The 15267-nt window shown below is 27.4% G+C and carries 15 protein-coding genes; 2 read left to right on the top strand and 13 right to left on the bottom strand.

Annotated features, from left to right (window positions below; genetic code table 11):
• Nucleotides 1-207 precede the first annotated feature (207 nt).
• From lysS to JYG23_RS14405, 9 genes are all read right to left on the bottom strand, one after another.
• Nucleotides 208-1674: a lysine--tRNA ligase gene (gene lysS / locus JYG23_RS14445; protein ID WP_371818647.1), complete on the bottom strand. Its 1467-nt coding sequence runs from the start codon at nt 1672-1674 to the stop codon at nt 208-210.
• Nucleotides 1675-1724: 50 nt separating this feature from the next.
• Nucleotides 1725-2195: a transcription elongation factor GreA gene (gene greA / locus JYG23_RS14440; protein WP_207236379.1), complete on the bottom strand. Its 471-nt coding sequence runs from the start codon at nt 2193-2195 to the stop codon at nt 1725-1727.
• A 251-nt stretch (nt 2196-2446) separates the two neighbouring features.
• Nucleotides 2447-3433 carry a tRNA dihydrouridine synthase DusB gene (gene dusB / locus JYG23_RS14435; RefSeq protein ID WP_207236378.1) on the bottom strand — a complete coding sequence of 329 codons (987 nt, stop codon included), beginning with the start codon at nt 3431-3433 and terminating at the stop codon, nt 2447-2449.
• Complete coding sequence (locus JYG23_RS14430) at nt 3417-4226, bottom strand: biotin--[acetyl-CoA-carboxylase] ligase (RefSeq protein ID WP_207236377.1); 810 nt, start codon at nt 4224-4226, stop codon at nt 3417-3419. The genes dusB and JYG23_RS14430 overlap by 17 nt, the downstream gene beginning before the upstream one ends.
• A 14-nt stretch (nt 4227-4240) precedes the next feature.
• Nucleotides 4241-5395: an NADP-dependent malic enzyme gene (locus JYG23_RS14425; RefSeq protein WP_207236376.1), complete on the bottom strand. Its 1155-nt coding sequence runs from the start codon at nt 5393-5395 to the stop codon at nt 4241-4243.
• 168 nt (nt 5396-5563) lie between these two features.
• Nucleotides 5564-6142 (bottom strand): hypothetical protein, encoded by a 579-nt coding sequence (locus JYG23_RS14420; protein WP_207236375.1) that lies wholly within the window; start codon nt 6140-6142, stop codon nt 5564-5566.
• A gap of 75 nt (nt 6143-6217) precedes the next feature.
• Entirely contained in the window at nt 6218-7645 is a 1428-nt protein-coding gene (locus JYG23_RS14415; RefSeq protein WP_207236374.1) for a potassium/proton antiporter, read from the bottom strand.
• Between the two features lie 252 nt (nt 7646-7897).
• Entirely contained in the window at nt 7898-8452 is a 555-nt protein-coding gene (locus tag JYG23_RS14410) for a hypothetical protein (protein WP_207236373.1), read from the bottom strand.
• 82 nt (nt 8453-8534) lie between these two features.
• Complete coding sequence (locus JYG23_RS14405; RefSeq protein ID WP_207236372.1) at nt 8535-9050, bottom strand: transcription repressor NadR; 516 nt, start codon at nt 9048-9050, stop codon at nt 8535-8537.
• Between the two features lie 198 nt (nt 9051-9248).
• Here JYG23_RS14405 and hflK point away from each other — a divergent pair, with 198 nt between their 5' ends.
• Both hflK and hflC read left to right on the top strand, forming a co-directional pair.
• Nucleotides 9249-10250 carry an FtsH protease activity modulator HflK gene (gene hflK / locus JYG23_RS14400; protein WP_207236371.1) on the top strand — a complete coding sequence of 334 codons (1002 nt, stop codon included), beginning with the start codon at nt 9249-9251 and terminating at the stop codon, nt 10248-10250.
• A gap of 1 nt (nt 10251) precedes the next feature.
• On the top strand, nt 10252-11115 hold the full coding sequence (hflC, locus tag JYG23_RS14395) for a protease modulator HflC (protein WP_207236370.1): 864 nt from the start codon (nt 10252-10254) through the stop codon (nt 11113-11115).
• A gap of 26 nt (nt 11116-11141) precedes the next feature.
• Here hflC and JYG23_RS14390 read toward each other — a convergent pair whose 3' ends face one another.
• From JYG23_RS14390 to JYG23_RS14375, 4 genes are all read right to left on the bottom strand, one after another.
• Nucleotides 11142-11408 (bottom strand): hypothetical protein, encoded by a 267-nt coding sequence (locus JYG23_RS14390; protein WP_207236369.1) that lies wholly within the window; start codon nt 11406-11408, stop codon nt 11142-11144.
• On the bottom strand, nt 11408-11842 hold the full coding sequence (locus JYG23_RS14385; protein WP_207236368.1) for an arsenic metallochaperone ArsD family protein: 435 nt from the start codon (nt 11840-11842) through the stop codon (nt 11408-11410). Before JYG23_RS14385 ends, JYG23_RS14390 begins: the two co-directional genes overlap by 1 nt.
• A 69-nt stretch (nt 11843-11911) precedes the next feature.
• On the bottom strand, nt 11912-14326 hold the full coding sequence (locus tag JYG23_RS14380) for a PAS domain S-box protein (RefSeq protein WP_207236367.1): 2415 nt from the start codon (nt 14324-14326) through the stop codon (nt 11912-11914).
• Nucleotides 14327-14566: 240 nt separating this feature from the next.
• Nucleotides 14567-15235 (bottom strand): hypothetical protein, encoded by a 669-nt coding sequence (locus tag JYG23_RS14375; protein WP_207236366.1) that lies wholly within the window; start codon nt 15233-15235, stop codon nt 14567-14569.
• Between the last annotated feature and the right edge of the window lie 32 nt (nt 15236-15267).

The raw sequence follows: 15267 nt of genomic DNA, 5'->3' as shown, positions 1-15267 counted from the left end.
CAAAATAATGATATTTATTATTTAACACACTATACTTTTGTATATAGTTTTATTATAAAAAAGTTGCTACGCAACTCCCTTAAAGGCAAGGACGTCCCGTCCTTTACAATCCTCTTTTTTTATATGCTAGGAGCAGAACTTTCCTAGTATATAAAAAAGACGTTAAGAATTATTACAATTCTTAAACGCCTTTTATTATAGTTATTATTAATCTAATGGTTTCATTGTTGGGAATAATATTATGTCTCTAATTGAAGTCTGGTTAGTTAAGAACATAATTAATCTGTCAACACCAATTCCTAAACCGCCTGTTGGTGGTAAACCAACTTCTATCGCATTGACAAAATCATTATCCATCATATGAGCTTCATCATCTCCGGCTTCCTTTTGTTTTAACTGTGCTTCAAATCTTTCTCTTTGGTCAATTGGATCATTCAATTCTGAGAACGCATTAGCAAGTTCTTTTGTATTTGCAAAAGCTTCAAATCTATCTGTCAATCTTGGATCTGCAACATTTCTCTTAGCAAGTGGAGAAATTTCAACAGGATGATGTGTAACAAATGTTGGTTGTTCAAGATGTTCTTCACAATATTCTTCAAACAATGCATTAATTACATGTCCTCTAGTCATTAATGGTTTTATTTCAATTCCTTTTTGTTTTGCAACCTCAATTGCCTCTTCATCAGTATTGATTAAATCAAAATCAACACCTGTATATTCTTTAACCATATCCTGCATTCTTATTCTTCTCCAAGGTGGAGTAAAATCTAGCATTTTGCCTTGATAGTTAACTTTAGTAGTTCCATTTGATTTCATAGCTACATGTGCAACTATGTTTTCTGTCAAAGTCATCATATCATTATAATCGGCAAATGCCTTGTATATTTCTATTGCTGTATATTCTGGATTATGTGTAGCATCCATTCCTTCATTTCTAAACATTTTACCCATCTCATATACACCATCAGCAAGACCACCAACTATAAGTCTTTTAAGATATAGTTCGTTTGCAATTCTCATGTACATATCAATGTCTAAAGTATTGTGATGAGTTATAAATGGTCTAGCGTTAGCACCACCTGCGATTGCACTCAATGTAGGTGTATCTACTTCTAAGAATCCATTATCATCTAAGTATTCTCTTATACCTTTTATTATTATACTACGCTTTTTAAACACATCTCTAGTTTCAGGATTAACAATTAAATCAACATATCTCTGTCTATATCTAATTTCTTGATCCTTTAATCCATGAAATTTCTCAGGTAAAGTTTGCAATGATTTACTTAATAGAACTACTTTTTCAGCTCTAACTGATATTTCGCCCATTTTTGTTTTAAACACTTCACCTTCAACACCTATAATATCTCCAATATCGTAACTTTTTAGATAATTATATTCTTCTTCACCTAAATTATCTTTTTTAGCGAACATTTGAATTTTTCCTAAAGTATCTTGTATATCATAGAAACCAACTTTTCCTTGACCTCTTTTTGACATTATTCTTCCAGCTATTGATACCTTTTTTCCTTCAAATTCTTCAAATCTATCTTTAATTTCTACGCTGTTATTTGTAACATTATACTTTGAAATCTCAAATGGATTTCTTCCTACACTTTTTAATTCGTTAAATTTATCTAACCTTACTTGTCTTAAATCACCTTGATTTTGTATTTCAGACACAGTGTACACCACCTTTTCATCTTTCTATATATTGTTAAATATTATACATCTAATATTTCATATTTTATATTTTCTCCCGCCGGAGAGTCAACCTCAATTATATCTCCTATTTTTTTTCCCATAAGTGTTTTGCCAAGAGGAGAAACATTTGATATTTTTCCCTTAAAAGGATCCGCCTCCGCAGAACCAACTAAATTATATTCCATTACTTCATCAAACTCTATATCTTTAATTATTACTTTCGCACCTAATCCAACTGTACCTTTTTGCTTATGTTCTTCTATTATTTTAGCATGTTTTAGCATCATTTCAAGCTTTGTTATTCTTTTCTCCACATGTGCTTGCTCATTTTTAGCTTCATCGTACTCTGAATTTTCACTTATATCTCCAAAAGCCAAAGCAATCTTTATTTTTCCAGCTATTTCTTTACGTATAACTGATTTTAAGTTATTTAATTCATTTACAAGTTCTTCATATCCCTCAGCAGTCAATAATATCACATTACTTTCCATATAAATTCTCCCCAATAATCATTTCTACTCTATTTGAGCAGTTATAATTTCACAATTTATTATGCCACTTTAAAACTGAAAACTCTTATTATTAAAAATAATAAAATGATACTATGCAATTTACTTTACACTTAGTATTATACTACTGCTAATAATATACTTAAAAGTTATAATTAAGTCATTATAATAAAGTTACTCTTATATGTCAACCCTTATACAAAATATTTTATCGACAAATAATTAATTTTCTATCAGTATATTAATGTTTTTATATAATTATCCAGACACTTATATAAATCCTCTAAATTATCTATTTTATTTATTTGGTTTCTTATTTCCGATGAATTTTTCAAGCTCTTAATATACCATCCGGCATGCTTTCTCATTTCTAATACTGTCAACCTATCTGGCAAGATATTGCTTAACATTTTTGCATGCTTTTTTAACATTTCTATTCTTTGTATCGGTGAAGGCATAATAAAGTTTTTCTCACCATTTAGTTCATTTATTGTATTGGTTATAAGCCATGGATTGCCTAAAACTCCTCTTGCTATCATTATTCCATCACAATTTGTTTCACTAAACATTTTGACAGCATCTTCTTTGGTAAAAATATCTCCATTACCTATTACAGGTATAGAAACGCTTTTTTTTACTTCCCTTATTATACTATAATCTGCTTTTCCAGAATAAAACTGTTCTCTGGTTCTTCCATGAACCGCAACCAAATCAGCGCCATTTTGTTCCATAACACTTGCAAATTCAACTGCATTGATACTTTTAGAATCCCAGCCAGATCTAAACTTAACTGTTACAGGTTTATTAGACACTTTTTTAATCTTATTAACAATTTCTCCTGCCAACTTTGGATTTTTCATAAGAGCTGAGCCGTCTCCATTTTTAACTATTTTAGGTGCTGGACATCCCATATTTATGTCAATAATATCAAAATCATTTCTTGCATTCAACTCATTCTCAACAACATATGCCATTGTATCTGGTTCGTTTCCAAATATCTGCATAGAAACTGGTCTATTGTCTTGATTGATTTTCATAAGTTCTTCAGTTTTTTTATCCTTATAATATAATCCCTTAGCACTTATCATTTCAGTTGTAACCAAAGATACACCAAATTCCTTGCAAATAGTTCTGAAAGTTATATCTGTTATACCTGCCATTGGAGCCAATATAACATTGTTTTTTAATTCTATATTTCCTATCTTAAGCTTCTTTATCATCCATCCACCATTCTATAACATCTTCATCTTTATTTAATAATGATTCAATATTATTTTTATCTTTAACCACAATTTGCCCATATTTGTTTATACTAATTGCTTTTACTTGTCTTACCGTCTTCTTATTAATTTTTTTTACACCTAACAGTTTATTTATGATTAAATTGTAATTTCTAAATATATTCAATGCTTTATCTATAGTTTCTTTGTTTAATAATTCATCATAGTATATTTCAATTTTATTTAAAATATTACTAATAAGTATCTCTTTATTAATATTAGCAAATAAAACATCACGCAATGAGTTAATGTTTTCTCTAATATCATTGTCTTCATCTTCATTTATACTAATATTCATGTATATGCTAACTATCAAACTACTGTTATCTTTTTTATTTATATATTCAGAAAAAGTACTACATATTTTTTTATCATCAACATATATATCATTTGGCCATTTAATAAAACAATTAATATTTTCATCAAGTGATTTTAATGTCTCTAAAACTGATACGTTTGCAATTTGCAACATTTGTGTTGTATAATCACTTTTACCATCCGTTTTAAATATTATACTTAAATAAATATTATCACCATTCAATGCATACCAATACTTATTATTTTTCAGCTTAACATTTTCCTGAAATTCTGACAAAACAAGCATTCCATCTGGGCAGTTACTGCTAATATTTTTAGCCTTTTGATGTGTAGACTTTAATTCTTCAAATTGTACAAATGTTTGCCCAACATATTTAGTTTCTAGACAATTTTGTATTTCATCATAATTGTACATTTTAACTCCTACTATTACTTTTTCCAAGCATCATATACTGCTTTTGCAACTACATTAGAAACTCTTTTATCAAATGGATTAGGAATAATATATTCCTCATTTAATTCATTTTCTTGAATTAGATTAGCAATTGCATATGCTGCTGCTACTTTCATTTCATTAGTTATTTTTTTAGCTCTTGCATCTAACGCCCCTCTGAAAATTCCTGGAAATGCAAGAACATTGTTAATTTGATTTGGATAATCAGATCTACCAGTCCCAATTATTCTAATACCAGCTTCTTTTGCTTTTTCAGGCATTACTTCTGGATTTGGATTGGCCATAGCAAAAACAACAGCATCTTTATTCATAGATTTCATCATTTCATCTGTCAATACATTTGGTACTGAAACACCTACAAATACATCTGCATTTACCATTGCTTCTTTTAGATATCCTCTAATCCTTTTCTTGTTAGTGTTTTTAGCTAACCACACTTTATGAGATTCAAGGCCTTCTCTATTCTCATCTAATATACCATTTTCATCGCACATTATAATATCATTCACGCCCAATGCCATTAGCATCTTTGCTATTGCAGTACCTGCGGCACCAGGTCCATTTATTACAACCGTAATATTTTTTATATCTTTTTTTACAATTTTAAGTGCATTTATTATTCCTGCAGACACTACTATTGCTGTACCATGCTGATCATCGTGGAATACTGGAATTTCTAGAGCATCTTGTATCCTCTTTTCAACCTCAAAACATTTTGGTGCACAAATGTCTTCTAAATTTATTCCTCCAAAGGTTGGCGCCATATTTATAACTGTATTAACTATATCATCAGTATTTTGTGATTTTAAGCATATTGGAAATCCATCAACACCAGCAAATTCTTTAAACAATATAGCCTTACCCTCCATAACAGGCATAGCTGCTTCTGCTCCAATATTACCAAGACCTAAAACTGCTGTACCATCAGAAACTATAGCTACCAAATTACCTTTTGATGTATATTTATATACAGTTTCTGTATTGGCATGTATTTTTCTACAAGGCTCAGCAACGCCTGGTGTATAAGCTATACTTAAATCATCTTTATTTTCTACTCTAACTTTACTTACAACTTCTAGCTTACCCTTATTTAGCTCATGAAGTTTCAAAGATTCCTCATTGTAATTCATATTAGTTCTCCCAAACAAAATTTAATTTCAAACAAATAATAACATATTTTTCTTTTTATCTCAACATTATATTTTAATTCAAAATTAGTTTAATATATATTAAAAATTCTATCCATAAAAAATCAAAAGCTCACATATTTATAAAATATATGAGCTTTTTTATGTAATTTAAAATAGTTTGCTTACTGCAATTGTTGCTTTCTTTTCTGACAATTCTTCAGACATCTTCACTATTTTTATATCTTTTGCATTAAAATTTATACTGTCAATTATAATTTCATTGCTCATTGCTTCATATCCATGAAGTTTCCACGAACAAATACATGTTCCTTTTAACATCCAAGCGAATTTAACATTTTTTATAACTTTATTATTAGTTAAAAGTCTTTCTTCGTATTCAGCTTCATTTTCTTCGATTTTCAAAATCAATACATTTCTAGTTTTCTGTTTATTATTTGCCTCATCTATGAATTTATAAAATTCTTGGTCATGAGTCAATCCAATCTCACAAAGAACTTCTATATCTTTGGGATTATCTAATATTGAATCAAATACGACCTCACTGTCAATATCTAAAAATTCCTTTATTAAGTCATTTTTAATTTTAATTTCTTTAAATCCGACTCCAACGGGTTCTTCGTCGTCATTAGAAATGGGTTCAACTATCAAATAATATTTATAGTTCCACATTGGATGCGTTTTAAAAATATTACGTATAATATCAATGTCAGAAAAACTTGAACACATAATACCAGCTCCTTTTAGAATTTAATAAATATACTATAAATATAATATAATATCTTTTTATTATTGTAAATGTATTTATTTAAATTTATTAATATCAATTATCTTATTACTACTTAAAACCAAGATATCATTTTCTAAAATTCTCGTTGAACCTCTTGGGACAATAACATTTTTACCCCTTTTAATCATCACCACAAGTATATCCTCTGGTAAATTTGAATGCATTATAGATTTACCTATAAATTCACTATTTTCGTCTATATATAACTCCATTAATTGTGTTGTAGATTCTTCTCTATAATCATTAAATGTCTTTAAAATAGAATTTTCCTTTTCGATTAGTCCTAATTTTCTTGCTAAAATCGGAATCATTGTACCTTGAATAGTAACTGAAAAAAGTGATAAGAAAAATACTATATGAAATATATCATTTTTTATAAAAACTTTTGCAGTCAAAGCATATATAGCAAATACAATTGAAGATGCTCCCCTCAATCCAACCCAAGAAATAAATATTTGTTCTTTAATTTTGAATTTAAACCAACTCAAAATGCTAAATGTAACTACAGGTCTTGCTACAAACAATATAAAAGCTAGCAAAACAAGTGCTTTTAAATAAATATACGGTATATGAGAAGGAAAAGATAACAACCCCAAAGTAAAAAAAAGCATAATCTGCATAAGCCATGATATTCCATCAAAAAATTCTACCAAGCTTTTTTTATGAAATATTTTGCTATTTCCAAGCCCAATACCAACAATATATACACTTAAATATCCATTTCCTCCCATAAGCTGACTCAATGCATATGCCATTATTGCTATAGATGCAACAAAAATAGGGTACAGTCCACTAATTTCGAAATCAATACTTTTCAATATTACAGAAGAAAATTTAAATAAAACATATCCTACAATTATTCCAAATAATATTTGGTTAACAATAAGGTTTAAAATAAAATTAACTGTAATAGCTTGGCTTTTCATAAAACTTAATATTAGAATAGTTAACATATAAGCACATGGATCATTACTTCCACTTTCAACCTCTAAAAGAGATGCAACCTTATTATTTAGATTCAATTTTTTAGAACGAAGTACTGTAAAAACCGATGCAGCATCTGTAGATGAAACAACAGCACCTGTTAGCATTCCTTCAAGCAATGTCATTTTAAAAGCATAATAACAGAATACTCCTGTTAAAGTTGCAGTAAATAAAACACCCAACGTTGACATTAACACCGATGGAACAATTACTGATTTTGCAACATTTAAATTAGTGCTAAAACCACCATAAAACATTATAAATATAAGACCAAAGGAACATATTTTATTAGTTAAACTATAATCACAAAACTCAATACCAATAAATCCATCAGAACCAAAAAGCATCCCAATCACAATAAAAATCACAAGTGTAGGAACACCACATTTATATAACAATTTACTTGAAGCTATGCATAGCAATATAATTACTGCACCTGCAACTAATAATTTATCCAAATTTTTACTCCTATAGATATTATAGTACCATTAATCAAACTGTAATAATATAGTTTACTATAAAATCATTTTTTTATTCATAAGCTCACAATAAATAACTTGTTCTATAATATCACAATTGTTGACAATCAATATTAAGTATTATTTTTAAAAATATGTTTACATATACACAAAATATTTATATACAATAAAAAGCTATTACAAACAATAATTTAGTGTGTAATAGCTTTACCTTAACTTTTAGAAATACAGCTAATTAACTTTTATGACCTTTGCCTTATTTAAAGGATACCATATAATAATAGAAATATAATAATCTATTAGACTATGTACAATTGTTCCCACTCCTACTAACAAAACTACTGTATACAAAAATCCTTTTGCATAGTATCCAGTTGGTAGTGAATTGCCAAAATAAAATGGAATTACAACTATAACCTCACATACTGCATGAATTATTGCAATAATAAAACCAAATAATATTGATTTTTTCTTTGTTGATAAAACATCTGGTATTTTCTTGATTATACATGAACCTATTACTGCAAAAACTATATGGCTTAAAGCTCTTAAAACAATTACTATTGGAAATCCTGCCATAAAAAATCCAAGTGTTGTGCCAAGTGCCACCGTTATACTAACAAAAGGTGATATAAACATTGATATAAATAATGCGACATGACTTGCCAATGTAAAAGACATTGGCTCTAAAACAATCCTAATTGGTGATATAATTGGAATTACAATACCTATAGCACATAATAATGCAGCAAGAACCATGCTTTTTAAATTTGTTGACTTATTCATTACTCCTCCAAATTAATGTCTTTACAGGTGTCTTTACACCTACATTGTCATTATATATTTGTAGGACAAATTTGTCAACAACTTACAACAATATATTATTATCTTTTAATACTTCTAATATTCTATTTAATACTACCTCATTAGGACAACTGATAGTGTGTAGATGTATACCATCCGTCAAAAGCGATAACGGCTTAACATTTTGTTCTCTAATTTTTTTAATAAATTCATCTGCATCATATCTAGAAAAAATATGTAATGGGCCAGTCAAGTCACCATATAACGGATGCTCTACTATAACATCAATCAAACCTCCACCATTATCTACAATGCAATAAATTTCTTTTTCTAGACCTGTTTTATCATGCTTACAAGCAATAGTTTTTACTATCTTATTGTCATTTTCCTCGTTACATTTTAGTAAATATCCACGTGGTGTTGCAAATACATCTATCCCAAAAGCTCTAATTAGCGCTATGTCGCCTACAATTACTTGTCTACTAACTGAAAATTTATTGGATAATTGATTTGCTGAAATTGGTTCTTTAGAATTTTTAAGTATTTCAATTACTTCATCTCTTCTTTGTGTTGCGTTCACAATAACTACTCCTTAATTTAATCTTACAATTTAATTATACTTCTGATTCTATAAATGTCAAACATTGATAAAATACTTTTGTAATATTGATTAAGTAAATAATTTTAACCACATTTTTTTATTAAAATAATAGTAAAAACTATTTACCTTTTATGAAATATGTTGTATAATAAAAAAAATACAAAAAGGAGTATATGTATGAACTTTAATAATTTTTTTAATAAGAAAAACAATAATGATACTAATGAATACAGCGATAGCAATCAAAACTATAAAAAAACTGTTAATAACATATCATCAAAATTCAAAATAATTGCTATCATTGTTATTATCTTAGTATTTGCAGTAAATGCAGCATATCAAGTAAAAGAACAAGAACAGGCAATAATATTAACATTTGGTAAACCTACGTCTACAGCAACATCTGGTTTACATTTTAAATTACCTTTTATACAAGCAGTCAAAAAAGTTGACACTACTACAAAAGGTTTAACTATTGGATACTCACAGAATAATAATCAAAGCATAGAATCTGAATCTTTAATGATTACAGGTGATTATAATTTTGTAAATGTTGATTTCTTTGTAGAGTATAAGGTATCAGATCCAATAAAGAATCTGTACTCTTCATACAATCCAGTACTTATATTAAAAAATATATGCCAAAGCTCTATAAGAACTATCATTGGTAGTACTGATGTTGATAGTGTTTTGACAACTGGTAAGGCTGAAATTCAAGCTAAAACAAAAGAGGATATTATCGAAAAGCTTCAAGAACATAATATTGGACTACAAATAGTTAATGTAACTATTCAGGATGCTGAGCCACCTACTACAGAAGTTATGGAAGCATTTAAGCAAGTTGAAACTGCTAAACAAAGCAAAGAAACTGCTATAAATAATGCCAATAAATATAGAAATGAAAAACTACCTGAAGCACGTGCTAATGCAGATAAAATTACACAAAATGCAGAGGGACAAAAACAAGAGAGAATTAACGAAGCTATAGGTCAAGTTGCAAGATTTAATAAAATGTATGAAGAATATATTAAATACCCTGAAATCACTAAGAAAAGAATGTTTTTCGAAACTATGGAAGAAATAATGCCTAATTTAGAGGTTATTATAGACAATGGTGATGGTTCAACTCAAAAGGTATTGCCACTAAAACCTTTCACTTCAACTACAGGAGGTAATTAATATGAAAAAAGCGGTAACTATTATTGCAAGTGTGCTTGTAATATTGATAATTTTTAGTTCTGTAACAGTAATTACATATGAAAACGAATACAATTTAATCAAACAATTTGGTAAGGTTAATAGAGTAATTAGCAATTCAGGTATAAGTTTTAAAATTCCTTTCATGGAAAGTGTTGAAACATTACCTAAATGTATAATTCTTTACGATTTAGCTGCATCTGATGTAATAACAAAAGATAAAAAAGCTATGGTAGCAGACAGTTATGTTCTATGGGAGATAAATGATCCACTTAAATTTGCACAATCACTTAGCTCATCAGTTTCTAATGCAGAATCTAGAATTGATACAGTAGTATACAATGCTTTAAAAACTTTAATTGGTAGTCAAACTCAAAATGATGTTATAAATAGTAGAAATGGTTCACTTAATTCTGATATTATGGAATTGGTTATGCCACCTATGAAAGAATATGGTATATCCATTTTATCAGTTGAAACAAAAAGATTAGATTTGCCTAACGACAATAAAAATGCAGTATTTAACAGAATGATTTCTGAAAGAGGTCAAATTGCTGCTGGATATATTGCAGAAGGTGAAGAGGAATCTCAAAAAATTCAAAATAGCACAAATAAGGAAATTAAAATTAGTTTATCTGAAGCTGACGCTCAAGCTGAAACATTAATTGCAGAAGGTGAAGCTGAATATATGAGAATTTTATCAGAATCATATAACAACGATGATAGAAAAGACTTTTATGAATTTATTAGAAGCCTAGATGCTGTTAAAAAATCTTTAAAAGGTGATAACAAAACTGTTATTTTACCAATTGATTCTCCATTAACTAAAATTTTACTAGGTCAATAAAACAAAGCTGTGCATTAGCACAGCTTTTATTTTATATACTCTTCAATAAAGAAAAATATTATATCTTCAATTTGTTCATCATCAATATCACTAAATACATTGTCTATTTGTTTATTTGTCTCTTTATCCCATAATGTCAAAGCATATACACACTCATCATTTTCAATTTTCTCATGCTTTGCCTTAATTTCATATTTATCATCTAAAGATAATTTATGATTTAAGTTTTCATCATATTGTTTATTTTTACTTATCAATTCTACGAATTCAATAATTTGTTCTTCTATAATCATTATTTTTTCTCCTCATAGCATTTTTCAGAACAATTTTTCTTGTTTTGACATTCATTATCATTATGGAAACAATTTGTATTTTTACAATTGCAATTTTCAGAATTATCTTTACTATTACATTGAGACCTAAATATAGATAAATCAATCCCTACCCTATTGAGTTTTTTAACCGAAATATCAGCATTACTTATCAACTCTTTTTTGCTAAACATTTTTTCAACTTCAACAACTTCCCCGTTAACCAATGTCACTGGAAATATGCTCTCTCCATAAGATTTTAATAATCTTTCTATTTTTAAGTTTTTATTAAATTCATCAGACTGTTCAAAGTAATTATAACAATTTATATCAACACCAGCAAGCTTTAATTTATCAACTAAATCCATTATATCATCATCAAGTTTTTTTGTATTATAAATTTGTATTATATTCATATGCTCTCCTATCTAAAATTTATATACAACTATAATATCCTAAAATACAATGTTTATCAATATATAAAATTAGTATATATCAGAAAACTCCATATAAAAATTATCACTTTTAACATCATAATTTTTATCAGATGTTTTTATAGACTTATCAACAATTTCACTTTTTCCGTAAAATTCTATAATAAATTCAGCTCCATCAGTTTTTTGACTATTAATACTAATATTGGCATTTTGCATTTGCAACAGTGCTTTGACTAAATATAATCCCATACCACTACCTTCTGTTTTTCTAGTCATAATATCCCCTAATTGCTTAAATCTATCAAACAAACAAGGAATTTCTTCTTCGTTAAGTCCTATTCCATTATCTAAAATTCTAACGTATAGTATGCTATTTTCTTCATACATCTTTATTAGTATATTTGTAGGAACATTTTCTTTTGAGTATTTTACCGAGTTAGATATAAGATTTAACATTATCCTTTCAATTTTATTTACATCTATGTACATATATCTTTCTTCTAAATCTGTAACAAATACTAAATTAACAGATCTCCCTTTTAAGTATGTAGTCATTGAAATTGTAATATCTTTAAATACCTTTACAATATTATGTATCCTGCTGTCTAAACTTAAACAACCCGCATCATAATTTGTTATGTCTAACATATTGTTTATTAGTCTTATAAGTCTAAATGTGTTTTTCTTTGTTGTTTTTAAATAATTAGTAATTTTTCCATCCTGAATATTAATGCTATTGTATCTATTTTCTATCATGTGAACGGAGCCATAAATAATTGAAATAGGGGTTCTAAGTTCATGTGCAACATTAGATAGAAATTCACTTTTTACTTTCTCAATATTTATATATTCATCAATTAACTTTTTCTTTTGCTCTAGTAATATCTTATCCGTCAAATTTCTTCCTGAGCATATATATATGTCTGCATCCTTCAAGAATTTGATATTCCAATCTATTGTTATATATCTATCATCCTTGCATCGAAATCTTACACATAACTCTCCACTCTCAAAATTTTCAAACAAATCATTCGTTTTAATATATGCAGAATCCTTTTCATGTATAAAATCACATACATATTTTGAACAAACTTCTTCTTCAGTCCAACCTAACTCATTAGTCATTCGCTTACCAACTTTAACGAACTTACCATTACTATCAATAATGCAAAAAAAATCTAAAGTTGTATCAAAATACAAATCTAATTTTTCTCTATATTCCATCTGAATTTTTAAATTTTTTTCTAATTTCTCATACATCATAGTAATTTTCAAAATATTAGCTACAGTATTAGATACTAATTCAATAAACTGATTATCCCAACTATATGTATATTCCACGTTTCTGCTACCATAATTTATAACTCCCATACACTCATCATTGTACAAAAGTGGATAACTAGAAAGGTATGTTACTCCTTCGAACTTAGCTAACTCTAAATCAACTAAGCACATATTTTCATTAACTTTAGACATTGGTATGGATTTTCTATTATTATAAATATAGTTTATGTAACTTAAATTTTTCTTTGTAAGTATGTATTTATTATAAAATCTTTTACTAATACCTTTAGAAATCAAATATTCATTTTCTTTAGAATCTTCATTATATAAATAAACTGTTATCCAATCTATATTAAAAAGTCCATTTAAAGTATCTCTTAAATAATCAAACAATTGTTCTACATTTAAATTTGTTGCTGTGCACATAATTTTATATAGAATTGATAATTGCTCATTTTGAATCATCAAATCATTTTTAAGCCTTATATCTTCTGTCATATCTCTTATAATGCCATACACACCAATAATATTTTCATTATTATCTTTTACTGGACTTTTTTGTATTTCATAATACTTGATATCATCATCTACTATCATACTCTCAAATGAAGTAAAAGTATCTTTCGTGTTTATAACGAATAAATCTTCTTTTTCCCATTTATATGAACGATCATCATTCCATACCTCATATGAATCCTTACCAATTATTTTTTCACGCTTTATTCTAAATAAATTTTCAAACTTACTATTAATAAAAACATATTTTCCTTTTGTATCCTTTATGAAACTAGCAAATGAATCACCATGCAAATTATTGTTTAATTCACAAAAATTAACTAATCCTTTTGCTTTTACTTCTTCCAATTTAAGCATAATTATATTACTATTTTCAGTATCAAAATATGTTATTTTCAAATTCAGTGGAATAATATGACCATTTTTACATATAAAATTTACACTTTGTTTTTTTATGTTTTCTTTAGATAAATTATCAAATATTCTATCTCGACATATCAAATACATTCCATTGTTTTGCAAATCACTTTTTTTATATCCTAATAAACTTAACGCTTGATTATTGATATCCAAAATAATGCCCTTATTGTTTATAAGTAAAAACATTATCTTCATTTCGTTAAATATTTCATTGTAATTAACTATGTTTTCTATATTAGACAAAATATTTCACCACCATATACTAAAATAATCTAACATATATTATTTTAAAATATAATTTTTAAAATTACTACAAAAAGTCTTCATAAAGCCCAGAATCACACTATTTTTTTCATACTATATTCGACAATTTACTCTACTGCAAAATATGACAAAATAAAAGCTGTAATAGAAATTCCATTTATTTCTACTACAGCTTTTGATACTAATATAAAATATGTAATTTAAATAAGATTAATTTTTTTATTTACTTAATACTAATTTTTCTACAAAAGAATTTTGCCCAATTTCTTTTGCCAATTCTAAATGTTTGTTCATTTCCTCTAGGTTATTTTCATTTTTATATATTAAAGCTACACAGTAATTTGCCATAGCTTTTCTATAATAATTTCTTCCATTTTCACATAAATCTAAAAAGAAGTCTTTTCTTTCTTCGTATTTACCCTGATATAAATCATCTACAGCAAATAAAAATTCTATAGCAAATTTATTATTTGCAGTTTTTTTGATTGATGTTAACACTTCTGTTGCATCTATCAATGCTTTATGTCCTTCTTCAATCTCTCCATTAAATAACATTGAAAGAATTAAATTTTGATAAAATAAATGCTGTCCATTTGCTGGTATTTGCTTCATTTCAACATTTAGTACATGTTTAGCCTCATCAAACCTTCCAGCATAAAATAATCCTGTTGCCTTTTGCAATAGGTTTATATCTTTATCGTGTTTATTTTTCTGCTTACTTAATATTTTATCAAGCTCTTCAACATATCCATTAGGATTTCTATCCGTATATAATATTTTATTTAACTTATCTACCTGTTTTGATAAAAATTTATATCTTATCACTGTCCTTAAAATCAAGGCTATAACTGCTACTATAACTATTATTGTTGTTGTTGTTGAACTCATTTTTCCCTCCGTTATTAATATAATTTAACTCG

Origin of the sequence: Sedimentibacter sp. zth1, from assembly GCF_017352195.1 — a bacterium.
Lineage (GTDB): Bacteria > Bacillota > Clostridia > Tissierellales > Sedimentibacteraceae > UBA1535.
This window is presented reverse-complemented; position numbering and strand designations above follow the sequence as displayed.